The organism is Streptomyces sp. NPDC002076, assembly GCF_053593835.1.
In genome coordinates, this window is sequence record NZ_JBSFDI010000002.1 from 171,002 (window position 1) to 194,103 (window position 23,102).

The following is a 23,102-nucleotide window of genomic DNA, read 5'->3' on the forward strand; positions in this document are numbered from 1 at the left end:
ACCGCCCTGTCCAGCCTCTGCATCGCCCTGCTGTACCTGGCCTATCTGGGGGCTCCCGTGCACGGGAGCCGGCGCACGGCTGTCCGAGGCCGGAGGCGGCGGAGCAACGGACCGGTGCTCTCCTCGGGTTGTGCGGCTAGCGAGGGCGGCGGAACAGGGCCGTCCAGAGAAACCCCTGGCCGAACAGCGGGGAGTCGGCCGGCTCCTGCCGCATGGCGCGCAGTTCGATCTCCTCCAGATCGGAGAAGATCCGACGCAGTGACTCGGGGGTGTAGGCCAGGCCGCCGTGCAGCCCGGGCTCGCGGTAGAAGGCCGCGTCGGGGAGCTCGGAGCCCATGCGTCCCGCGGCGAAGCAGGTGAGCGCGAAGTACCCGCCGGGCGCCAGCACACGCTCCAGCAGTGCCAGGTGGCTCACGCGGCGGTGCGGTGGCAGGTGATGGAAGCAGCCGGAGTCGTGGACCAGGTCGTACGGGCCACCCAGCCCGCTCGTGCCGTCGGCCGTCAGGGTGAAGGCGTCCCCGCAGTGGAACCGGACGCCTCCCGCCCGGGCGCCGGCTCCCTCGGTATCCGATCCCGCGTCCCGAGCGCGCTCCTCGGCCCAGGCGATCGCGGCGGGCGAGAGATCGACGGCGTCCACGTCGAAGCCGTGCGCGGCGAGGTACAACGCGTTACGGCCGGGGCCGCAGCCCAGGTCGAGGGCCCGCCCCGGCGCGATCAGACCGCGCTCCAGGTAGGACGCCAGGTTCTCGTCCGGCTTCGCCGTGAAGAACGGCACCGGTCTGTCCCGTTCGGCATAGAAGCCGTCCCACCAGGCGGCCGCGCCTTGCGTCCATCGGTCGGCCGCCGGCGTGAACAGCCCGTCCAGGAGCCGCAGCACGTCTTCCACGGTGCAGATGTCCCGGTCCATCCGGCCCCCTTTCCCGATGCCCGGAACCTAGCGGCGGGGGCCGCTGGACACCAGGTCGCAGGGGCCGCTGTGAGGGCACCGGCGGGCGGCTGAGCGGGCGGCGGAGGGGAGGCGCGGGCACCTCCCAGACGGCCGGCCGGCAACCCTTCCGAGCCCCACAGCGCACCGGCAGGCAGCCTTCCGGGACCGAGCCGGGGGCACTTTTTCGACTTTCCCCCGCTCGTCCGAGAGCCTCCGAGCGGACGAGGGACCGGTTCAGTCCGGTGTCGCGGCCGGTGCCTCGCGACCGGCCTGGGCCGCATCCGGCTGCGCGGCCGGGCGGCGGCGCCGGCGCAGCAGCAGGCGTCTCGCCGGGCGCTCCACCGTTTCGTACAGGAGCCAGGACAGCCCGAGCGACACCGTGAAGGCGGTCGTGGTGACGGCGATCCCGGCCAGCAGTCCGAAGTGCGGCTTGGTCCCGAGCAACTGGGTCGCGGACCGCAGCACCAGCAGATGGATCATGTAGAAGGCGAACGACAGCTCGCCGAGCCGCACCAGCCGCCGGCGCCGCCACAGCGAGGGAAACCCCTGCACGTCCGCGACGGCCGCGGCCGGGATCAGCAGCGTGAACCCGGTGATGGTGCACACCGTGGCGGAGTACCCGGGCGCGACCTGCGGGACGAGGAAGTAGCCGATGATCGCGAGGGCGAGCGACGCCTCCAGACCGGGCCCGCGCCACCGGCCGAGCAGCACCAGCCGCGCGGTGACCGCGCCGAGGACGAACTCGGGCAGCCGGGCCGCGGGGAACGAGTACAGCGCGTACGTCCACCAGTGGTGCGCGTCCGCCCGGGCCAGCACCAGGACCGCCACGACCGACAGACCGCCCAGCACGGTCGAACCGCGCGCGCCGAGCCGGCGCAGCAGCAGGATCAGCAGCGGGAAGGAGGCATAGAAGAACGCCTCGCAGGCGAGGGACCAGCTGACCGGGTTCAGCGTCTGCCACCAGGGGCGCCACCAGGAGTGGAGCAGCAGCACATTGGACAGCGTCTGTTTCGGTGTCGGTCTCGGCTGGTTCGCCAGCGTGTACGCCATGACGAGAGCGAGGACCGCGGTGACCAGGTGCACCGGGTAGACACGCGCGATGCGCCGTCTCCAGAAGGCGAGCGCGCGGTCGCCGGGCCGGGCCGACCAGGTCAGTACAAAGCCGGACAGCACGAAGAAGAACGACACACCGGTGGCACCGGCACTGAATCCCCAGGAAACGAGGCGGCCACCGGTGCCTCCGAAATAGCCGAAGTTGTTCACGTGGAGTCCGAACACCAGCAGTGCCGCCATCCACCGCAGTCCCGTGAGGGACGGGAGCGAGGGCATGGCGGCGGCTGGGGAGTCCCTGGCGGTCGTGTCGCCGGGACGGGTCGGCGTCGTCCGGAACGTCCGGGTCGTCGCCGTTGTCATCGAATCACCTGCCGCAGAGGGTTGGCGTGGAGCATGAAGGGGTACCTTGCCCGTTTACCCCGAGTCCATCACGCCACATGGCAAACATCACACTCGCTGCCGAACGACAGAGCTCTGCCTATGCCACGGACGCCTGGGCCGGGTGCACCCGCACGAGTGACGCCCCACGCACCGCCTTGATCAGCCCGCGGCCAGTTCCTTCGTGATCCGCTCCAGCATGAACGCCGAGGACTCCCGGGCCCGCTCCTCCCAGGCGAACACACAGGCCGTGGCCACGCCCTCGAACCTCAGCTCCCGCAGGGTGCCGAAGAACGCCTCCCAGTCCATCTCGCCCTGGCCGATGTCCAGGTGCTGGTGGATCCGGGCCGGGGTGCCGGGCGGGTTGAGGATGTAGCGCAGGCCGGAGGATCCCTTGTGGTTGAAGGTGTCCGCGATGTGCACATGCTGCAGCTTTTCGCCCGCGTAGCGCATCATCGCCGCGATGTCCGCCGTCGGGTCCGCCCCGGACAGATGGAAGGAGTGCGGGGCGCAGTACAGGTAGTTCACCCACGGCTTGTCGATCGCGCGGACCAGGTCGACCGCGGGTGCGTTCTCCTCGCAGAAGTCGTCCGGGTGCGCCTCCAGGCTCAGCGCGATGCCCTCCCGCTCGAACAGCGGCAGCAGTTCCTCCAGCGAGCGCCAGAACGCGGCCTCGCTCTCCGCGGCCCGCTCGAGCCGGCCGTTGAACTCCGAGTTCATCAGCGGACATTCGACGCGCGGTGATCTCGATCATCCGCTTCCAGTAGCGGGACGGCGGCCTGCCGCTCGGTCTCGTCGGGCGAGGACCACTTGTACAGCGGCAGCACGGAGGACAGCTCGACCCCGTGGTCGCGCAGGGACTTCTTCAGCTCCTCCATGCGCGCGTCGTCCGCCCGCGGATGCAGGAAGAACGGCATGAAGTCGTCGCGCGGGGACAACTCGATGTACCCGTAGCCGAGTTCGGCCACCGTGCGCACCATGTCGTCGATCGGCAGGGCGCGGAACATGTACGGGTCGAGGCCGATCTTCACGCGGCACCTCCGTAGAACGCGGGGCGGGGCTTGAGGTCGGTGGCGACGACCTGCCCCGACTCCAGGGCCTCGACCCTCGCGCTGGTGATCACGGTGGCGGCGTAGCCGTCCCAGGCCGACGGCCCGGTGGGCTCCTGGCCGGCGGCCAGGTTCGCGATCCACTCGTGGAACTCGGTGTCGAAGGCGTCCGCGAAGCGTCCCACCCAGTCCGTCAGCACCTCGGTGCTGTGCTGCCCGGCGGTGCGCACGGCGACCGAGGCGGGGGCTCATCCTGCTGGGTTCCGAATCCGACTCCGCCTTCCTCGACCGGCTCGGACAGCGCACCGTCACCGTCTCCGTCGGCCGCCGGGCGCCCGGGGCCCGCGTCGACTTCGTGCACACCGACGAGGGCGAGGGCGTACGACAGGCCATGCAGCACCTGGTGGAACTCGGCCACCGCCGGATCGTGCACATCGACGGCGGACGCGGCCCCGGTTCCGCCGAGCGCCGCCGTGCCTACCGGGCCGCGATGCGCCGGCACGGGCTCCAGGCCGAGCAGCGCGCGTCATCCCGGGCGATCACACCGAGCAGTCCGGGATCGAGGCCGGCCGCCTCCTGCACGTCGAACGGGACGCCGGGGCGCCACTGCCGACGGCCGTCCTCGCCGGCAACGACCGCAGCGCCATGGGACTGCTGATGGCGCTGACCCGGGGCGGTGTGGAGGTGCCCCGCGACCTCTCCGTCGTGGGCTACGACGACAGCCATCTCTCCCATCTGATGCCGATCGGCCTGACGACCGTGCGCCAGGACGCCCGCCTGATGGCCGAGCACGCGGTCCGCTTTGCCGTACAACGCCTGGAGGACCCGGAACTGGAGCCCAGGGAGGCCGAGTTGGACCCGAAGCTGGTCGTGCGGGGGACAAGCGGCCCGCCACCGGCCTCAATCCGGTGACTTGGGCGGTCAAGCCGCTTGCGCGGCAAGGGCCTCGGCGAGCTGATCCCGCGTCATCTTCGACCGGCCCGGTACGCCCGCGGCGCTCGCGCGTTCGTACAGCTCCGCCTTGGACAGGGTACCCAGGTCCTCCTTCTTGCGGGCGGCCTGCTTCTTGCCTGTTGCCGGTCTTCCGCCGCCCTTGCGGTCCCGGGACCGGCCCTGCTCGACGCTCCGGCTGAGCACGTCCATGAGGTCGACGACGTTGGTGGCCTCCGGCGGCGCCGGTTCGCCGACGACCTCCTCGCCCTTCCGCTTCGCGGCGACGAGCTTCTTGACGCGTTCCTCGTAGGTGTCGTGATAGTCGGTCGGGTCCCAGTCCATCGTGAGGGCGTCGATCAGCTGCTCGGCCGTCCGCAGCTCCTTGCTGTCGCTCTTGGTGCGCCGCTGAGGCAGTTCGGGCACCACGTCGGCGGGGTCACGCACCTCGTCGGCCCAGTGCAGGGTGTGCAGCACGAGAACGCCGGGCTGCGCGCGCAACGCGGTCAGATACTCCTTGCCGCGCATGGTGAGCGTGGCGATTCCGGCCTTGTCCGCGCGATCCAGCGCCGACCGCATCAGCTCGTACACCTTCACGTACTCCTTGCCGCGCGGGCCGACGTAGTACGTGCGGGCGAAGTACACGGGCTCGACCTGGTGCAGGTCGACGAACCCGGCCAGGTCGATCACCTTCGACCGCCCGGGCGCGATCTCCTCCAGCTCCTCCGGTTCCACGACGACGTACTCGCCCTCGTCGATCTCATAGCCCTTGACGATCTTGTCGGTGTCGACCTCCTTGCCGGTGCGTTCGTTGACCCGCTTGTTGCGGATCCGGTCCGCGGTGCCGCGCTGGAGCTGGTGGAAGTGCACGGTGTGGTCCTCGGTGGCGGTGTACAGGCCCACGGGCAGGGTGACCAGCCCGAAGGTCAGGACACCGGTCCAGATCGGTCTCGCCATGGCTCTTCGCCTCCTCTGATGGGTGGGCCGTCCGTTCCGTCGTGGTGCTGTCCGGTCACCGCCGGTGCGCCCCGCCCGGGGACGCACGCTCGGCCCGGGCGCCGGCCAGTCGCTCGGCCTGGGCCGCGGTCGTCTCGGCGTGGCGCCGGGCCTCCCGTACGGCGCGGTCGGCCTCCCGGACCCGGTCCCGCGCCTCCTGCTCGCCGGCACGGGCCCGGCGCTGCTCCTCCTCTGCGTCGCGCAGCCGTACGCGCAGCTCACGCACCCGCTCCTGCGCCGCGGTCACCCGGTCGCGGGCCTTCTCCGCCTCCCGTCCGGCGGCCTCGGCCTCCGTTTCGCGGGCACGCAGTTGCCGTTCCGCGTCCCGGGCGGTTCTACGGGCCTCGTTGAGACGGCGGCGGTGTGCCAGCTCGTCCTCGGGCTCCTTCGCCCTGCCCCGCGTCCTCTCTGCTCCGCGTCCGCCGGGCTCCCCGCCCTCGGCGCGCTTCTTCGCCCTGGCCGCCGCGGGGGCGGCAGGACGGTGGTCGAGGACGCCCTCGTCCGCCTCGGGAAACCCGAACGTGGCGCTGAGCGGCTTCACGAGCCGCCCCGCCGCCCACTCCCGGGCGGCCTGCGGATCGGCGAGCACGGCGTGCAGGGTCTCCTCGACCTCTCGCTGGACCCCCTCACCCAACGGATGCCCGGACTCCGCCGCCAGCCGCCGCGCCTGCCGGCCGAGCGTGCCGATCACCTCGCTCTGCCGGCGGGCGAGCCTGCGCAGCTGCGGACCGTCCAGTTCGCGATGGGCCCGGCGCAGCTCCTCGCCGAGGTCGAGGAGCGGCTGGACCTCGTCCGGCTGCCGGCGTACGAGCAGATTGCCGGCCCATGCGGCCAGGCTCGGGCGCCGCAACGCGCCGATCTCCTTGGCGAGGGCCTGATCACCGGCCTTACGGGCGTCCAGGGCGTGGCGGTCACGGGCGGCGACGAACTCCTCCGGCCGCAGCCCGTACAACTCGTCGGCGACGGCGTCCAGGTCCACCAGCGTCCCTCTCGACGGCCACCTCGGTGACGGAGACCGAGTTTCTCGGTCTTGTGGTGATTATGTGCGGCGATGGGGCGACTCGTCCGGGTGAGGCGGTCAGGATCACAGCGGGTCGGCCACTCTTCGGCCCCGCCCGGTAGACCGGCGGCGGACGACGCCGGTGCGCCACCGGGGGAGGCCGGCGCCACGACGGACCCGCACCGCCCGGGCGGCCCGCGCCACGACCTCGACATGGCGAGCTACGCCATCACCAGGACCATCAAGGATTGCCGGACGCCCGGCTCCGGTTGGCACTAGGAGTTCAAGGAGGCCTGCCACGCCCTGGCCCGCCGCCGGCCCGGCCAGGCGCCGTAGACACAGCCCCCCGGCTCACCCGTTCGGAGGACCGCCCGGCTTGCCGCGCCGCCCTCGCCGATCCGGGGCCACATGATGCGGGCATGCCCCCGACCCGCCCGTCGACCCGCCGCCCGACACGCCCGCCGACCCACCCCGTGACCCACCCTGCGGCCGATCGCCGGGCCGATCGCCGTACCGCACCAGCCCGTCGCGCCCCGACGACCCGTGCGCCGGGGCACCCGGGCGGAGCCATGCGAAGGCAAACGTGAACGCGAACCCCCGGGCGGATGTCGAGGCGGACGCGCAGGTGGACGGTGGCCGACGGGACGTCACCAAAATTGCATCGCTCGTTTTCTTGAATCACTCGTGTTTATGAGGGTAGGTTCGGCCGCATGACCGCCTCCCCGACCCCGACCACCGCCGAGGAACTCCGCGGTGCCGGCCTGCGCGTGACGGCAGCCCGCGTCGCGCTGCTGGAGACCGTCCGGGCGGGCGACCACCTCGGCGTCGAGGCGATCGCCTCCGGGGTACGCACCCGCGTGGGCCACATCTCCCTGCAAGCCGTCTACGAGGCCCTGCACGCCCTCACCGCGGCGGGTCTCGTCCGCCGTATAGAGCCGGCCGGTCACCCGGCCCGGTACGAGGGACGCGTGGGGGACAACCACCACCACATCGTGTGCCGGTCGTGCGGTGCCGTCGTCGATGTCGACTGCGCGGTCGGCGACGCGCCCTGTCTGACCGCCTCCGACGACCGCGGCTTCGCCATCGACGAGGCCGAGGTCGTCTATTGGGGCATGTGCCCCGACTGTTCCACCGGCCGCAGTTCCTGAGCACCGAGTTCCGCACAGTTCGGAAGGATTGCCATGACTGAGAACCACGACGCGATCGTCACAGACGCGAAGGCGGAGGGGGCGAGCGGCGGCTGCCCCGTCGCCCATGACCGGGCCCTGCACCCGACCCAGGGCGGTGGCAACCGCCAGTGGTGGCCGGAGCGGCTCAACCTGAAGATCCTTTCCAAGAACCCGCCCGTGACGAACCCGCTCGGCGAGGAGTTCGACTACGCAGAGGCCTTCAAGAGCGTCGACCTTCCGGCCCTCAAGCGCGACATCGCCGAGGTTCTCACCACCTCGCAGGACTGGTGGCCGGCCGACTTCGGCCACTACGGCCCGCTGATCATCCGTATGGCCTGGCACAGCGCGGGCACCTACCGCATCAGCGACGGCCGCGGCGGCGCCGGCGCCGGCCAGCAGCGCTTCGCCCCGCTGAACAGCTGGCCGGACAACGCCAACCTGGACAAGGCCCGCCGCCTGCTGTGGCCGGTGAAGAAGAAGTACGGCCAGAAGATCTCCTGGGCCGACCTGATGATCCTCGCCGGCAACGTGGCGCTGGAGACCATGGGCTTCGACACCTTCGGCTTCGGCGGTGGCCGCGCGGACGTCTGGGAGGCGGAGGAGGACGTCTACTGGGGTCCCGAGACCACCTGGCTGGACGACAAGCGCTACACCGGCGACCGCGAGCTGGAGAACCCGCTCGGCGCCGTCCAGATGGGCCTCATCTACGTCAACCCCGAGGGCCCGAACGGCAACCCGGACCCGCTGGCGGCGGCCCGCGACATCCGTGAGACCTTCCGCCGCATGGCCATGAACGACGAGGAGACCGTCGCCCTCATCGCCGGTGGCCACACCTTCGGCAAGACCCACGGCGCCGGCCCCGCCGACGCGGTCGGTGCCGACCCCGAGGCCGCCGGCCTCGAGGAGCAGGGACTCGGCTGGAAGAGCACCTACGGCACCGGCAAGGGCGCGGACGCCATCACCTCCGGCCTCGAGGTGACCTGGACCGCCACGCCGACCCAGTGGGACAACGGCTTCTTCGACGTCCTCTTCGGCTACGAGTGGGAGCTGACCGAGTCCCCGGCCGGCGCCAAGCAGTGGGTGGCCAAGGACGCCGAGGCGATCGTCCCCGACCCGCAGGACCCGTCGAAGAAGCGCCTGCCCACCATGCTCACCACCGACCTGTCGCTGCGCTTCGACCCGATCTACGGGCCGATCTCCCGCCGGTTCCACGAGAACCCGGAGGAGTTCGCGGACGCCTTCGCCCGCGCCTGGTACAAGCTCACCCACCGTGACATGGGCCCGAAGTCGCTGTACCTCGGCCCGGAGGTCCCGGAGGAGACCCTGATCTGGCAGGACCCGCTGCCGGAGCGCGGGGGCGAGCTGATCGACGACGCCGACATCGCGTCCCTGAAGACCAAGCTGCTCGACTCCGGGCTGTCGGTGTCCCAGCTGGTCACCACCGCCTGGGCGTCCGCCTCCACCTTCCGTGGCAGCGACAAGCGCGGCGGTGCCAACGGCGCCCGCATCCGCCTGCAGCCGCAGCGCGGCTGGGAGGTCAACGAGCCCGACGAGCTGGCCCAGGTGCTGCGCACCCTCGAGGGCATCCAGCAGGAGTTCAACGCCTCCTCCGGTGCCAAGAAGGTCTCCCTGGCCGACCTCATCGTCCTCGGCGGTGTCGCCGCGGTCGAGAAGGCCGCCAAGGAGGGCGGTCACGAGGTCGAGGTGCCCTTCACCCCGGGCCGCGTGGACGCGACCGAGGAGCACACGGACGCCGAGTCCTTCGAGGCGCTGGAGCCGACCGCGGACGGCTTCCGCAACTACCTCGGCAAGGGCAACCGCCTGCCGGCCGAGTACCTGCTGGTCGACAAGGCCAACCTGCTGAACCTGAGCGCCCCCGAGATGACGGTGCTCGTCGGTGGCCTGCGCGTCCTCGGCGCCAACTACCAGCAGTCGCAGCTCGGCGTCCTCACCAAGACGCCCGGCGTCCTCACCAACGACTTCTTCGTCAACCTGCTCGACATGGGCACGGCGTGGAAGTCGACCTCCGAGGACCAGACCACGTTCGAGGGCCGTGACGCCGTCACGGGCGAGCTGAAGTGGGCCGGCAGCCGTGCCGACCTGGTCTTCGGCTCCAACTCCGAGCTGCGCGCCCTCGCCGAGGTCTACGCCTCCGACGACGCGAAGGAGAAGTTCGTGACGGACTTCGTCGCCGCGTGGGACAAGGTCATGAACCTGGACCGGTTCGACCTGGTCTGAGTACGGCTGTGAGGGCGTCCGGCCCGGCCCGCACGGGTCGGGCCGGACGCCCTTGTCGTGCGAGCGGAGGTCGGTCCCGCTGTCACCGGAAAGTCACAGGAGATCCACAACCGTCACAGACGGGCCACAGCGGAAACCCGGAGTCTCCCGGCTCTGTCTCCCCCGGCGAGCACCGGCACGGAGCCGGTCGAACCAGGCACACCGGAATCGGGGGACCTCATGCACCACCGCAACACCATCCGCCTCGCCGCGTCGGCGACGGCCGTGATCGCCGCCGCACTGTCGCTGACGGCCTGCGGGCCGGGCGACGGCGACGGGTCGGCGAATGCCTCCACCTCCCCGACCCCGGCCTCCGCCACCCCGTCCCGCACGACCCCCGCCACCGCGAGCCCCGCCACCACGGCTCCGTCGGCCTCGGGTTCCTCCGGCGGCGGCACGTCGACCGCCTCGGGCGCCCCGGTCTCTCCGGCGTCCGACACCTCGGCCGGTACGGCGCCGGCGTGCTCGCTGTCGGCCGTGGAGGCGACGGCCCACCAGGCGGCCGACCGCCCGGACGGCACCGGCACGGGTGCGGCGATCGTCGAGTTCACCAATGTCTCCGGGCACGCGTGCGTTCTGCGGGGGCACCCGTCGGTGGCCGGAGCGGGCAACGGTTCCCCCGAGCACAACGCCCCTCTGAAGGTGACCCCCACGGGCACCGCATCGCCCGTGCGCCTCGCGCCGGGCGGCAAGGCATGGGTGAAGCTGACCTTCCACCAGGTCCAGGGCGAGGGCGACGGCTACTGCGCGTCCGGCGCGAAGCCCACCGTCTATCCGACGCTCGTGGTGGGGCTGCCCGGCGCGGGGGCGCACCAGGTCGCGCTGTCGGACGGGGAGTTCGCCGAGTGCGACAACACCGTCACCGCGACCGCGGTCTCGGCGACGAAGCCTGCCTGACCGGTTCGACCATCGGGCGGCCCCGGCCAGGACGCCTGTCCTGGGCCGCCCGCGCGCCGCGCGGGCGGCACCTCCCCGTCGCCGCACCCGCCTGCGCATACTTCTCGTCCAGGTCACCGGGGGCCCCGGCATCGACGGAGTGGAGACCACCCGCAGGTTGCGCTCCCTCGAACCCGGGTCTTGACCGTGGCCTCGCTGATGTTCGCGCGTGGGGGGTGAGGGCGGGGCGCGGGTTGCGCAGGTGGGACATGACGCGGTCGGCGAGGAACGTGTTCCGCTACGACGTCTCCCACAACAACATCGACGACGGCTGGGACCTCTACACCAAGACCGACACGGGCACCATCGGCCCGGTGACCATCGAGTACTCCCTGTCGTACGGCAACGGCACGCTCACCGACGGCACCCAGAACCCCATCGGCGACCGCAACGGGTACAAGCTCGGCGGCGACGCCATCGCGGTCAACCACATCGTGCGGCACGACATCGCCTACAAGAACGGCCACCACGGGTTCACCTACAACAGCAACCCCGGCACGATGGCCATCTCCAACAACGCGAGCATCGACAACACCGAGCGCAACTTCGCCTTCGACGCGGGCACTTCGGTGTTCCGCAGCAACACCTCGTGCCGCTTCGCCGTCAGCGGCCCCAACGACAAGACCGTCGGCAGCTCCGACAGCTCCAAGCAGTTCTGGACCGGTACGAACGGCTCCCGCTGCTCCCCCTACTCCGGGGCCCTCGGCTGGTCCTTCGCCTCGGACGGGCACCTCGTGGTGACCTGCGGCGGCTCGGTCGTGACGCCGTAGCCGACCCGGTGCACGACGGTCTCCCGGCGGGACGCCGCTTCCGGCGGCGACCCGTCCGCACGCGCCGCTAGACCTTCGGACGCGGCTCGCCCGGCTCCAGCGCCGACAGCTTGTCCGGGTTCGTGACCAGGTACACCTCGCGGACCTGCGCGCCGTCCGGGTCGAGGTCCATGACCATCACCGCGTGCGGGGCGCCGTCCTCGAACACCACCACGGCCGCGTCGCCGTTGACGTCCCGGTGCTGGAACTCCAGCCCCGCCGCCGCACGCGCGGCGTAGCCGGTCAGCGCCCGTGCCACCTTGTCCCGGCCGCGGATCGGCCGTGGTGCCGCCTGCGCCTTGCCGCCGCCGTCCGTCCACAGCGTGGCCTGAGGCGCCAGGATCTCCAGCAGCGCCCCGAGATCCCCGCCGAGCGCGGCGGCCACGAACCGTTCCGTCGCCTGCCGCCGGACCCGGGGATGGGTCTGATAGCGGGGGCGCCGGGCGCGCACATGGGACCGGGCGCGGTGCGCGAGCTGCCGTACGGCCGCGGGGCTGCGGCCGAGGATGTCCGCGATCTCGGTGTGCGCGTAGCCGAACACCTCGTGCAGGACGAACACCGCCCGCTCCAGCGGCGTCAGGGTCTCCAGCACGACCAGCATCGCCAGGGACACCGACTCGGCGCGCACCGCGCCCTCGGCCGCGTCCTCGCCGGCCTCCTGACCGGCAGGGATGTCCGTGAGGAGGGGTTCCGGCAACCATGGCCCGACGTAGGTCTCGCGCCGCCGGGCGATGCGCGCCCGCCGCGCGAGTGCGTGCCGCACGGCGATCCGCACCAGATAGGCCCGCGGATGCTCGATCTCCGCAGCCTGCCCCGCGTCCCCGGCACCCGAACGCCCCGCCCAGGACAGCCAGGTCTCCTGCAGCACGTCCTCGGCGTCGGTGACGGAGCCCAGCATGTTGTACGCCACCGCGAACAGCAGCTCGCGGTGGTCGAGGAACGCCTGGGTGGCGGTGTCCGTCCCCGCGGGCGTCCGGTTGTCGGCCATGGCATCTCCTCACGACGTCTGCCCACCCAGAGGGCCGGGGCCCCCGGAGTGTGACATCGGGGGGCGGGTGTGTGCCGTAGCTCTCATCCTGCGCCCGCGCTGTCACACTCGCCGCCTTCGCGGCCCTCTCGGTCCACGGCAGCAGCACCACGCAGCGAAGGAGCAGCCCATGCGACTCGTCGTCTTCGGCGCGAACGGGCCGACCGGCCGGCAGGTCACCGAGCAGGCGACCGCCGCCGGACACACCGTCACCGCCGTGACCCGCCACCCCGACGCCTTCCCGCTCGACCACCCCCGCCTCACGGTCGCGGAGGCCGACGTCCTGGACGGGGCGGCGGTCGACCGTGTCGTCGCAGGCCACGACGCGGTGATCTCCACGCTCGGCGTCCCCTACGGCCGGGCACCGGTCGCCGTGTACTCGACGGGCCTCACCCACATCAGCCGGGCCATGACCCGGCACGGTGTCCGGCGCCTGGTGTGCGTCAGCTCCACCGTCCTGTTCGACGTGCCGGCACCCGGCGAGGGCGTCTTCTTCCGGAAGGTGCTCGAACCGTTCTTCGTGCGGGTCGTCGGGCGCACGGTCTACGACGACATGCGCCGCATGGAGGAGATCGTGCGCGCGAGCGGTCACGACTGGACGGTGCTCCGGCCCGCCGGCCTCTTCGACACGAGCGAGGTCAGCGACTACCGGGTGGCCCCCGGCCGGCTGCCCGGGCGGTTCACCTCACGGGCCGACCTCGCGCACGCGCTCGTGCGCGAGGCCGTCACCGAGGGGCATGCGCGCGCCCTTCTCGACGTGCGCACCACCGAGGGCACGCCGCGCTTCCTCGACCTCGTCAAGAAGGAGGGATTCGGCAGGTGAAGCGCGCCGGTCAGGAAGGCCGGCCGCCGTAGGGGACGGTGATCAGTTCCATGGCGTGGCCGACCGGATCCATGAAGTACACGCCGCGGCCGCCGTCGTTGTGGTTGATCGTGCCAGGCTGCTTCTGGTGCGGGTCGGCGTAATGCTCGATGCCGCGCTCGACGATCCGCGCATACGCGGCGTCGAACTCCTCCTCGGACACCAGGAAGGCGTAGTGCTGGGGCGTGATGTGCTGCTCGGGGATGGTGGCGAAGTCGAGGGTGACTCCGTTTGCCAGGGCGACCGCGATGAACGGGCCCCATTCCGCGGTGATCTCCAGACCGAGCAGACCGGTGAAGAACTCGGCGGACTCCCGGTTGTCCCGGGCGTGAACGATGGTGTGGTTGAACTCGACCGACAAGGAATGCCTCCGGGGCATGTCCCGGCACCTCCATGCCTCACCCAGCCGGTGACCGGCACGCGATGCTGTGACGATCATAGCCTCCGGGTCCGCGGCGTCGAGCAGTCGAGCGGAGAGGGCAGGATTCGAACCTGCGTGGGCCCCTGAGGGGCCCGACCGTGAGCCGAGCTCGCTGGTCCCCGATCAACCACTCCGGGCACCTCTCCCTGTGACCGGATCCGGTGTCCCGTGCCGGTCACAGGAAGAACAGTGGCAGGAGCCGCTGACCGCGCGCTGACCCGCCGCTGACGGGCCCCGTCATGCGCCCCGGTGTCAGGAGCCCCGGTGCACCACGTGTCCGCCGGTGACCGTCACCACCACCGGGGACTCGGCGAGTTCGTCGCCGGGTGCGTGTACGGGGTCGACGGCCAGCGCGGTGAGGTCGGCCCGGCAGCCGGGCGCGACCCGGCCTGCCACCTCGGACTCGCCGGCGGCGGCCGCCGCGTGGCTGGTGCAGCCCTCCAGCGCCTGCAACGGCGTCAGGCCCGGCCGGCGGGCCGCGGCGCCCTTCGGCCGGCGGGCCGTCGCCAGCACGGCCCGGACGTCGTAGTGCGCGATGGGCCAGTCCGAGCCGAGGGCGAGCGTGGCGCCCGCCTCCCGCAGATCGCGCAGCCGCCAGGCCCGGGCGGCCCGCTCGTCGCCCAGCCGGCGGGACCACTCGTCGCTGCCGTCGTCGCGCGTGTACCCGGTGTGCGGCGGCTGCAGGGAGGCCGCGACCCCCAGCTCGGCGAAGCGAGGCAGGAGTTCGTCCGGAGCGGTCTCGATGTGCTCGATCCGGTGGGCGCCGCGCCCGCCCGGCCCGAGGGAGGCGACGGTGTCCAGGACATGCCGTACGGCCGCGTCCCCGATGGCGTGGGTGGCGGTGCGGACGCCGGCCGTGTGCAGGGTGCGGACGGCCTCGGCGTAGGCGTGAGGGTCCGGCCAGAACGCGGCGGTGCCCTGACCGTGGCAGTCGGGGTGCTCCAGCCAGGCCGTGCCACCCTCCACGGTGCCGTCCATGAAGAACTTGACCCCGCCGACCAGCCAGTGCCGCCCGCCCCTGCCCTGCAGCTCGATCAGCTCCCGCAGCGCGTCGTCGTCGGCACCCGGCATGCACCACGGCGCGAACCGCAGCCGCATGGGCAGGACCGTCTCCTCGGCCACCGCCTGCACCAGATCGAGGTCGCCGCCGTCCATCACATGGGCCCCGGTGAGCCCCGTCGCGGCCATCCCGGCCAGCAACTCCAGCAACCGGGCCCGCCGTTCGGCGTACGACGGCCGGGGCACGACGTCCGCCACCAGGTCCATCGCGGCGTGCTCGACCAGATGGCCGGTGGGGCGGCCCGAGGCGTCGCAGACCACCTCCGCGTGCTGGGCGAAGGCACGCGGGCCGGTCACCCCGGCGGCCGCGAGGGCGGCGGCGTTGGCCAGGGCGGAGTGCCCGTCGTACAGGCGCAGGAAGGCCGGTGTGCCGCCGAGCACCTCCGCCACCAGGTCGTGGTGGACGGGGCGGCCCTCGAACGCGTTGTGGTCCAGGCCGTAGCCGATGACCCAGCCGTCGATCCGCTCGGCCTCGGCGAGCGCCGCGCGCAGCCCGGCCAGGTCGGTCACGCCCGACAGGTCCGTGCCCGTCGCCATGTCCAGCCCCCACACCGGATGGCTGTGCGAGTCGACCAGGCCGGGCACGAGGTGCGCGCCGCGCAGGTCGACGACCTCGGTGCCGGGACCGCGCCAGTCCCGTACGTCGTCCGCCCCGCCGACCGCGACGATCACGCCGTCGTGCACGGCGACGGCGGAGGTGGTGGGGCGGGCGGCGTCGAGGGTGCGGACCTGGGCGCCGGCGAGGATGAGGTCGGCAGCGGGCATGGGGGCAACTCCTGTGGGGGAAGAGGGCGTTCGGGTCACTCGGCAGGCGCGGTGACGGCGGCCGGCGCGGTGTCCTCGCCGGGAACGGCGTGCTCGTCGGTTCCGGTGCTCGCACCGGGCTCCGTGGCGAACCGGGCGTACACCTCCGGGCGGGAGCGGCGCAGCCACCAGGCCAGCGGCAGACCGAGCGCGAAGACGCTCGGTGCCACGACGACGAGCAGGAGGTTCACGGTCGGGGACGCGCCGGTGAACAGGTCGATGTGGGACACGACCAGCGCGATCGCGGTCGTCAGCAGGACGGTGGCGAGCACCGGAGCCACCACCGTGCGCACCGCCCCCTCGCTGTGACGTACCCGCCGGAAGTAGCACGGCACGGCGATGGCGGCGAGCAGCTGCAGCAGCAACAGGCCGATCATGCCCGGGGTGTTCACCCACAGCAGAAGCTGCTGGTACGGGTCGGCGTGCGCGGCCCAGAACGCGAGGACGACGACGGCGCCGAGGACGGTCTGGGCGATGCCGGCGACATAAGGGGACCGGTGGCGCGGGTGGATCCGGCCGAGCCGGCGGGGCAGCACGCCCTCCTCGGCGAGAGCGAGGACATAGCGGTTGATGGCGTTGTGGAAGGCGAGGAGGGAGGCGATGACGCTGGTGACGATGAAGATGTGCATCAGGTCGGCGGCCCAGCCGCCCACATAGGTGCCGATCGCGGTGAAGAACAGGCCCGCAGGATCCTTGGCGGCCGCACGTACCACCTGGTCGTCGCCGAAGGCCTGGACGGCGATCCAGACGACGAACGCGTAGAACAGACCGAGGAATCCGACGGCCAGATACGTGGCGCGCGGGACCGTGCGCCCGGGGTCGCGGGCCTCGCGGCGGTAGATGACGGTCGACTCGAATCCGGTGAACGCGGCGAAGGCGAAGGCGAGGACGGCCGCCATGCCGGGCACGAGCACATGGGCCGGAGCCAGGGAGGCCGCGGACAGCCCGTGGGCGCCGCCCTTCACCAGCACCCCGCCGGCGAGCAGCACGAGTATGCCGGTCTCGCAGACGAGCAGGACGCCGAGGACCTTCGCGCCGAAGTCGATCGAGCGGAAGCCGCCGTAGCCGATCAGCAGCAGGCCGGCCAGGGAGACGGGCAGCCAGGGCACGTCGACGCCGAACAGGGTGTGCAAGGTGTCCTGGGTGGTGGTGGCGATCAGGCCGTAGACGCCGATCTCCATGCCGTTGTAGCCGATCAGCGCCAGCAGGGCGGCGCCGATGCCGACCGGGCGTCCGAGACCGCGGGTGATGTAGGCGTAGAACGCGCCGCCGCTGGTCACATGGCGGCTCATGGTGGTGAAGCCGACGGCGAAGACGGCGAGGGTCAGGCCGGCCAGCAGATAGCCGACGGGCGCGCCGATGCCGCCCAGCAGGATCGCGAGCGGTGCGACCCCGGCCATGACGGTCAGGGGAGCGGCGGCGGAGACGACGAAGAAGGCGATGTCGGCGGTGCCGAGGGAGCCGGACCGGAGGGTGGCCGCGCCGGACGGCGCTCGCTGCTCCGGTGGCTCGGCGGGGGACACGGACATACGGGGGAGCCCTTCTGGCGGCGGAGGGGAGGGGGGTCCCGGTGGTGGGGCAGCCGGGTTCGCGGGCGTCGGCAGGTCGGGCCGGGGGTGGGCGGACCGTGCCGCGTCTCCGGGCGCACGGGAGGGATGGCGGGCGCCCGGAGCCGTAAACCTAAAGGCTTTCGGTTTCCGCAATGTAACCTGCCGTTGAGCATCCGGGAAGACCTCAGGGAGAACGCTGACCATGGGACGGCCGCGCACACCGCTCCTCGACCGCGAGCGCATCACCAGCACCGCGCTGCAACTGGTCGACGAGACCGGCGACTTCAGCGTCCCGCAGGTCGCCCGGCGGCTCGGTGCGCAGACCGGTTCGGTGTACCACCATGTGGACGGCCGCGACGGCATAGTGGAACTGCTGCGGGAGCGCGTCTGCGAGGCGATCGACCCGGGCACCCTCGAACTGACCCCCTGGGACACGGCCGTCCAGGCCTGGGCCCGCTCCTACCGCGCCGCGTTCGCCGCGCACCCCCGGACGATCCCCCTGCTCATGACCTCGCCGGTGCGCGCACCGCGGGTGCTGGAGCAGTACGAGCGTGCGGTGAGCCTTCTGCTCGACGCCGGCTTCGACCGGGCCGAGATCATGCCGCTGATCATCGCCCTGGAGAACCTGGTGCTCGGCTCCGCCCTCGATCTCGCCGCACCGGAGACGATGTGGGAGCTGACGGACCGCATAGCAACCCCGCATCTCGCGCAGGCGCTCGCCGCCGTGGGCGAGGGCCGGGCCGACCGCGCCTTCGAGGTGGGGCTGGCCGCCTTCATGAACCATGCGCGCGCACTCCTGAAGGACGCCGGCCGCTGACCGGCGAGCCGCGGGCCCCTCGGACCGGCCTCAGCGGTGACCGTCTGTACGGGTTTCCCAGTACCGCCAGTAACATGATCAGCTTTGTTCCGGGTTACCAGTCAGTCAACTTGGTGCGGTCCCTGGACGCGCCCTGCCCGGAGATGTCCATGTCTTCTCTCAACGACGCGTTGGAAAACGCGCGCCTCACCTATGAGCAGCACGTGCGGACCTGTCGTCAGTGCCATGCCGACGGCGCGGCCTGTGCCGTCGCCAAGCATCTCCTGCGGATCTACAACAACGCACGCAGGGACCATCTGCGGTCGGGCGGACGGCACACCGCGACGGACTGACCGACGTCAGGCCCCGTACACCGAGCGGACGTTGGCGCGCGGCGGCGGGGCGTGCCGGGCCGCGGGGCCCTTCGCGAAGGTGCGCAGGAGGTTCTCCGTGGTGCGGGTCACGAAGGCGCGGGTGCGGGCATCCATGCCGTGGTCGCGCCCCAGCATGCCGGTCCCGGCGACCAGGCCCTCCACCCAGCGCATGGTGCCGCTCGCGAACACACCGGCGCCGCTGGAGGCCGTGTAGTACGCCGAGTCGCTGTGGCTGGCCCGCCCGCCGCAGACCAGCGGGGAGTGCGCGATGATCTCCAGCGGCTCCGGGGTGGGAGCGCCGGGGGTGATCCGGTCGTACTCCACACCGACGAGATGGGCGAAGGCGTCGCCGGGGCGTGCTCCGGTGCCCTCGTACAGCCAGTGGTCGGCGGCCCGGACGACGTAGGGGGCGTCGACCGGATAGCCCTCGTAGAGCACGCCGGTCAGGGAGGACTCCGGATCCGCGGCCGGCGGGAGGCGGTAGTCGGTGGTCACCAGGGCCGGCTGTGAGCCGTAGCAGGGGTCGGCGCGGTACGCGGTCTTGTAGCAGACCACCGTACGGTTGTCCGCGCCCTCCCCGGCCTCCAGCCGGACCCGGCGGAAGCAGGTGTTCGCGCCGAGGAAGGCGAGGTTCGTACCGGCGTCCCGGGCGGCGGTCACATGAGCCCGCTGCTCCGGCGTCCAGTACTCGTCGTGGCCCAGGCAGACGACGGCGTGCGCGCCGCGCAGCACCGCGGGATCCCGGTGCACGTCCATGCCGGTGGTGTAGGCGAGCGGGATGCCGAGCCGCTCGGCCAGCACCACCAGTGCCCACTCGTACACCTGGAACTTCTCGGCGCCCTCACCGTCGTAGGGGCGGTCGAAGCTCACCGCGAGCGAGCGGGTGGCATAGGCCCCGGACGCGCCGTTGTAGAGGCTGCTGCCGCCCCAGCGGTTGTACGCCTGCCAGGTGGCGGGGGCGTGCAGCAGGACCGTACGGCCCGTGCCGTCGGTGGAGCGGACGATCAGCGGAACGTACCGCTGGTGGCCGGTGTCCGCCTCCAGCCGCAGCAGATAGGCGCCCTCCGGCCAGCCCGAGGTGTCCACCGGCAGCGTCACCGGCCAGTCGGCGAGCACCGTGCGGGTGGCGGACAGCATGCGCGGCGCCGGCTGGGCGCGGCCGGGTATGCGCCCGGACGCCCAAATCCTGCGGGCCTGCTTGCCGCCGTACCAGCCGACCCGGAACGCCGAGACCCGGAACGCGGCGGCGGTGGTGGACACATGCAGTCCGAACTGCTCGCCCGGGGTCACACTCACCCGGTCCGTGTAGCCGGCCACCGCGTCCGCTGGTCCGGTGGAGGCCAGACGCCAGTCGGCGGTGCCCGGGGCGTCCCGCTCCGCCTCGGGCCGCAGCCGCCCGGCCGGAGGGGCAGTGGAGTGCGGATGCGGCGGTGCCGCCGTGCATGCGGCGGCCGTGCCCAGGCCCAGCCCCGCGGACAGGACGAGGAATCGCCGGCGGCCGAGGCCGTCCGACGGCGTGGTCTCGTGTGCCGGAGCCACTGCACCTCCCGGATGTGTGTCGGCTCCAGCGTTCCGGCGCCCGCGCGGCCTGCGCAACCCGCGAGAGCCGCGGGAACACCGGTCGGCAGGCCGCGCGAGCGCGTCCGGCCGGGCCTGCGGCGATACGGCCGAACGGGTGAGGCCATGGGGTGCGGTCAGGTGCGGAAGCCGATGTGCACATGGTCGTGATGGGTGGCGTCGCTGAAGAACTCACCGGCACTGCCGCCCGACAGCAGTACCGGACCGCCCACGTTGTACGACCCGGCGGCCGCCGCGTCCCGCATGAACCGCTCGATCAGGCTCCGGGGGGTCGCCGGGTCGACGACCGCGTGGCCGTCGATCCGCCACACGTCGAAGGCCCGGCCCCGCGGATGGTCGCTGGGCCGGTCAGTGCCGAACACGTTCAGCGGATGCCCGGAGCGGACGACGCTCACCTCCAGCCGGTACGTCCGCGCCAGCGCGAGCATCGCCTGCGCCACGCTGGTGTGCACCTGACCACTGCGCAGGTCGGCCACGGCGGCGGGCGGCAGCACGATCCGGTCGTCGGACAGCACGCTCCGGATGTCCGGCGCAGGCGACCGGGCGGCCGGTCCCGGGTGCGCCGGATGCAGGGCGTCGACCGTCCAGCCGGACCCCGACCGGGAGAGGCGCACGTCGACCGTCGTCCCGTCGGCGCTCACCGTGCCGGCGCGCCGGGTCCACTGCCGGCACACCACCAGCACGCTGGCCGACCGGGACAGGATCCCGCCGTACTGGGCGTCCACCACCTGCAGCGCCGCCTGGTCGGCCGTCGGCAGCAGCGGCCCGGCCTGGCCGGCCAGTGCCGTCGGCAGCCCGAGCGCCGCGACCCTGGCCCGTGCCGCCGCCGCGCCCCCGTGCCCGTCGGCCCAGGCGCCGATCGCCTCCACCAGCTGCACGGCGCGCAGTTTCGCGGCCGGTTGGACTTCGGCGGACGTGGGCCGCCAAGGGGTGGTGCCCGGCAGGGCGGGGGAGGGCGACGGCGATCCGGTGCCGGTCGAGGACCGCTGGGACGGGTGTGTGGCAGCGGGAGTATGGGACGGGTGTTCGGCCGGGGCCCTACGGCCGGAACAGCCCGCAGCGCCGAGCGCGGCACCGGCGAGGGCCGTCAGCACGGCACGGCGGCCGGGCGGGGGAGCGGCGGGCGCACGAGTGCGGGTCATACGGCCCAGTGTCGCGCGGCACGGGGCCGGCGAGCGCGAGCGGGCACGGGCGTCGACCTCGCGCTGTCGGCCCGCCGAGGGAGGCGATAGCGTCCTGGGCATGCCTGACGGTCCTGACGTGTCGGTGATGCTGCGACGCGGGCTGCGAACCCGCTCCCAGGCCTGGGACTTCGTGCGCTGGTTCGCCGACGCATGGATGGGGTGTCGGCTGCGAGGGGAAGACGGTTGTGCCGAGGACGAGTTGGCGGCTGCGGAGGCTGATCTGGGCTTCGAGCTTCCGGCTGCCTTGCGTGAGGGTTTCGCGCTGTTCGGCCGGCGGGACGACCTGACCCGGCGGCAGGATCCCCTGGTGCCGCCGTCGGGGCTCTACGTCGATGACGCCCTGACCGGTGTTCTGGTCTTCCGGCGGGAGAACCAGGACTGCGCGTACTGGGGGATTCCCCTGGACGAGATCGAGCAGCCGGATCCGCCGGTGGTGGTGGAATCGCGGGAGGGATGGATACCGTTCCTCGATCGGATGTCCCTGGCTTGGGTGGAACTCGTGCTGAGCGAGTCGCTCTTCGGGGCGGACAGCCTCTACGACGCCTGCGAGCTCCCGGACGCGCTGCTGCCGTGCCTCCACGCCCGCCATGCACGGGTGGACCTGCCCGACCATCCCATGTGGGCGAGCGCGGACGACTCGCCGGTGCGCTGGTACGCGGCGCCCGGACGGCTGGTGCGCCGGGACGGCATCGAGGACCGGTCCTGGATCCACGCGCGTGGGCGTACGACTGCCGATCTCGAGGCGATTCGCGCAGAGCTTCCCGGTCCGTGGGTCCGCTGACCGCGCGCTCGTCGACGACGCGGACCGGTTCGGTACGCAGGTCCCGGAACGGGAGCCCTCGCGCTCTCCCGCCCGGGCCCACCGACGAGCTATGAGAACGGTGGATCGTCGAAGATCCCCAGCAGCGACTTGGAGCTCTGCTCGGCACCGGGGCTGGTGCCCGACGGGTCGGGGAACGTGCGGCCCCAGGACGCGGCGCGGCCCAGGACGCTCAGGCGCCAGGCGAGACGGGCGGCACGGCGCAGGTCCGCGGGCGTGCGGCCGGCGCCCGTCCAGGGTTCCAGGTAGGCGTCGAGGAGCCGGTCCAGGACCTGCGGCCCGTACCGTGCGCACGCCTTCTCGGCGGGGACCCGCAGGCTGCAGAACGGGTGCGAGACGACCGCGTCGCCCCAGTCGAAGAAGGTGAACCGGCCCGGCGCCGGACGGAACAGCTGGCCGTCGTGCAGATCCGCGTGGTCGAGGGTGTCCTCGACGCCGAGGGAGGCGAGTTCGGCGCACCAGTCGGTGAGGCGGGGGCGCAGCCGCTCCAGCCGCTCAAGTGCCTCCGGGGACAGCGCGGTGCTCCGCGCGAGCAGTTCGTCGAACGCCTCGGGCAGGTCGAGGGTCCGTGTGGCGGGCACCCCGAGCTGCTCGATCTCGCGCGCGTGCGGAGTGAGGGTCCGCTGCAGGCACGCGTAATGGCGCAGCAGTTCTTCCCAGGTCCGCGGCTCGACCGGCTCCCGGGCGAGCACATCGCGGAACAGCTCTCCTCCGTCGGGCAGCAGCACCCAGGCACGCTCGGCGTCGACGGCCAGCGGCCGGAGCACATGCTCCGGCACCCAGCGGGCCAGTGCGGCGGTCAACGGGCCCTCGAAGGCGCTGGCCGGCGGATTCGCCTTGAACCAGACGGCCTCCCGCCCCTCGACGGGCACCCGCACCAGCACGGACCACGGCCGCAGCCGCACACGCAACTCACCGCTTGCCCGCAGGCCGTGCGCGGCGAGCTGCTCCGCCACCCAGTCGAGGGCCGAGGCCCGCCACGGCTCCTGCTCCCAGGGAGTCGGCGCGTACTGGTGGTTGCTCCGGTCCACGGCGATCGAAAACTCTCGTAGCACCGTGCCATCTCAACATCACGGCCGGGGAGCCGGCCACCCGTTTCGGC

18 protein-coding genes and 5 pseudogenes are annotated in these 23,102 nt (G+C 72.4%); 9 read left to right on the forward strand and 14 right to left on the reverse strand.

All coding sequences use genetic code 11. The features are described 5' to 3' along the window. Positions 1–136 precede the first annotated feature (136 nt). From ACWCQS_RS04975 to ACWCQS_RS04990, 4 genes and pseudogenes are all read right to left on the reverse strand, one after another. Positions 137–907, reverse strand: a complete 771-nt coding sequence (locus ACWCQS_RS04975) for a class I SAM-dependent methyltransferase (protein WP_451003151.1) — start codon at positions 905–907, stop codon at positions 137–139. Positions 908–1,162: 255 nt separating this feature from the next. Then, positions 1,163–2,341, reverse strand: coding sequence for an acyltransferase family protein (locus ACWCQS_RS04980; protein ID WP_451003152.1), 1,179 nt, complete (start codon positions 2,339–2,341; stop codon positions 1,163–1,165). A gap of 180 nt (positions 2,342–2,521) precedes the next feature. Further along, positions 2,522–3,390 (reverse strand): annotated as a pseudogene (locus tag ACWCQS_RS04985) (sugar phosphate isomerase/epimerase family protein). Then, positions 3,387–3,653, reverse strand: a pseudogene (locus ACWCQS_RS04990) (Gfo/Idh/MocA family oxidoreductase); the annotation flags it as partial. The pseudogenes ACWCQS_RS04985 and ACWCQS_RS04990, both read right to left, overlap by 4 nt. A 2-nt stretch (positions 3,654–3,655) precedes the next feature. Here ACWCQS_RS04990 and ACWCQS_RS04995 point away from each other — a divergent pair. Beyond that, positions 3,656–4,320, forward strand: a pseudogene (locus ACWCQS_RS04995) (LacI family DNA-binding transcriptional regulator); the annotation flags it as partial. Positions 4,321–4,329: 9 nt separating this feature from the next. Here the strand turns inward: ACWCQS_RS04995 and ku are convergent. After that, on the reverse strand, positions 4,330–5,295 hold the full coding sequence (gene ku / locus ACWCQS_RS05000) for a non-homologous end joining protein Ku (protein WP_451003153.1): 966 nt from the start codon (positions 5,293–5,295) through the stop codon (positions 4,330–4,332). 55 nt (positions 5,296–5,350) lie between these two features. Further along, positions 5,351–6,313 carry a hypothetical protein gene (locus ACWCQS_RS05005; RefSeq protein ID WP_451003154.1) on the reverse strand — a complete coding sequence of 321 codons (963 nt, stop codon included), beginning with the start codon at positions 6,311–6,313 and terminating at the stop codon, positions 5,351–5,353. Between the two features lie 731 nt (positions 6,314–7,044). On the opposite strand from ACWCQS_RS05005, the gene ACWCQS_RS05010 reads away from it, so the two are divergent. The 4 genes and pseudogenes from ACWCQS_RS05010 to ACWCQS_RS05025 form a co-directional block, all read left to right on the forward strand. Further along, complete coding sequence (locus tag ACWCQS_RS05010; protein WP_451003155.1) at positions 7,045–7,482, forward strand: Fur family transcriptional regulator; 438 nt, start codon at positions 7,045–7,047, stop codon at positions 7,480–7,482. A gap of 33 nt (positions 7,483–7,515) precedes the next feature. Further along, complete coding sequence (gene katG, locus ACWCQS_RS05015; RefSeq protein WP_451003156.1) at positions 7,516–9,741, forward strand: catalase/peroxidase HPI; 2,226 nt, start codon at positions 7,516–7,518, stop codon at positions 9,739–9,741. A gap of 219 nt (positions 9,742–9,960) precedes the next feature. Then, positions 9,961–10,677 carry a DUF4232 domain-containing protein gene (locus ACWCQS_RS05020; RefSeq protein WP_451003157.1) on the forward strand — a complete coding sequence of 239 codons (717 nt, stop codon included), beginning with the start codon at positions 9,961–9,963 and terminating at the stop codon, positions 10,675–10,677. A gap of 260 nt (positions 10,678–10,937) precedes the next feature. Beyond that, a pseudogene (locus tag ACWCQS_RS05025) lies at positions 10,938–11,486 on the forward strand (right-handed parallel beta-helix repeat-containing protein); the annotation flags it as partial. Positions 11,487–11,553: 67 nt separating this feature from the next. Here ACWCQS_RS05025 and sigJ read toward each other — a convergent pair. Beyond that, positions 11,554–12,513: an RNA polymerase sigma factor SigJ gene (gene sigJ / locus ACWCQS_RS05030; protein ID WP_451003158.1), complete on the reverse strand. Its 960-nt coding sequence runs from the start codon at positions 12,511–12,513 to the stop codon at positions 11,554–11,556. A gap of 169 nt (positions 12,514–12,682) precedes the next feature. On the opposite strand from sigJ, the gene ACWCQS_RS05035 reads away from it, so the two are divergent. Beyond that, positions 12,683–13,375, forward strand: coding sequence for an NAD(P)-dependent oxidoreductase (locus ACWCQS_RS05035; protein WP_451003159.1), 693 nt, complete (start codon positions 12,683–12,685; stop codon positions 13,373–13,375). Positions 13,376–13,385: 10 nt separating this feature from the next. Here the strand turns inward: ACWCQS_RS05035 and ACWCQS_RS05040 are convergent, their stop codons facing one another. The 4 genes and pseudogenes from ACWCQS_RS05040 to ACWCQS_RS05055 form a co-directional block, all read right to left on the reverse strand. Continuing rightward, the gene (locus tag ACWCQS_RS05040; RefSeq protein ID WP_451003510.1) at positions 13,386–13,775 is read right to left on the reverse strand and encodes a VOC family protein; all 390 of its coding nucleotides are present in this window, start codon (positions 13,773–13,775) and stop codon (positions 13,386–13,388) included. A gap of 110 nt (positions 13,776–13,885) precedes the next feature. Continuing rightward, a pseudogene (locus ACWCQS_RS05045) lies at positions 13,886–13,981 on the reverse strand. A 106-nt stretch (positions 13,982–14,087) separates the two neighbouring features. Then, positions 14,088–15,659: an amidohydrolase gene (locus ACWCQS_RS05050; protein WP_451003160.1), complete on the reverse strand. Its 1,572-nt coding sequence runs from the start codon at positions 15,657–15,659 to the stop codon at positions 14,088–14,090. Between the two features lie 35 nt (positions 15,660–15,694). Then, the gene (locus ACWCQS_RS05055) at positions 15,695–17,227 is read right to left on the reverse strand and encodes an APC family permease (protein WP_451003161.1); all 1,533 of its coding nucleotides are present in this window, start codon (positions 17,225–17,227) and stop codon (positions 15,695–15,697) included. Positions 17,228–17,450: 223 nt separating this feature from the next. On the opposite strand from ACWCQS_RS05055, the gene ACWCQS_RS05060 reads away from it, so the two are divergent. Next, the gene (locus tag ACWCQS_RS05060; RefSeq protein WP_451003162.1) at positions 17,451–18,065 is read left to right on the forward strand and encodes a TetR/AcrR family transcriptional regulator C-terminal domain-containing protein; all 615 of its coding nucleotides are present in this window, start codon (positions 17,451–17,453) and stop codon (positions 18,063–18,065) included. 149 nt (positions 18,066–18,214) lie between these two features. Further along, on the forward strand, positions 18,215–18,397 hold the full coding sequence (locus tag ACWCQS_RS05065; protein WP_451003163.1) for a hypothetical protein: 183 nt from the start codon (positions 18,215–18,217) through the stop codon (positions 18,395–18,397). A 6-nt stretch (positions 18,398–18,403) separates the two neighbouring features. On the opposite strand, the gene ACWCQS_RS05070 is transcribed toward ACWCQS_RS05065, so the two are convergent. Both ACWCQS_RS05070 and ACWCQS_RS05075 read right to left on the reverse strand, forming a co-directional pair. Further along, positions 18,404–19,957, reverse strand: coding sequence for a N,N-dimethylformamidase beta subunit family domain-containing protein (locus tag ACWCQS_RS05070; protein WP_451003164.1), 1,554 nt, complete (start codon positions 19,955–19,957; stop codon positions 18,404–18,406). 155 nt (positions 19,958–20,112) lie between these two features. After that, positions 20,113–21,138 carry a hypothetical protein gene (locus ACWCQS_RS05075; protein ID WP_451003165.1) on the reverse strand — a complete coding sequence of 342 codons (1,026 nt, stop codon included), beginning with the start codon at positions 21,136–21,138 and terminating at the stop codon, positions 20,113–20,115. A 100-nt stretch (positions 21,139–21,238) separates the two neighbouring features. On the opposite strand from ACWCQS_RS05075, the gene ACWCQS_RS05080 reads away from it, so the two are divergent. Then, positions 21,239–21,961 (forward strand): SMI1/KNR4 family protein, encoded by a 723-nt coding sequence (locus ACWCQS_RS05080; RefSeq protein WP_451003166.1) that lies wholly within the window; start codon positions 21,239–21,241, stop codon positions 21,959–21,961. Between the two features lie 89 nt (positions 21,962–22,050). Here the strand turns inward: ACWCQS_RS05080 and ACWCQS_RS05085 are convergent, their stop codons facing one another. Then, on the reverse strand, positions 22,051–23,055 hold the full coding sequence (locus ACWCQS_RS05085) for an aminoglycoside phosphotransferase family protein (RefSeq protein WP_451003167.1): 1,005 nt from the start codon (positions 23,053–23,055) through the stop codon (positions 22,051–22,053). Between the last annotated feature and the right edge of the window lie 47 nt (positions 23,056–23,102).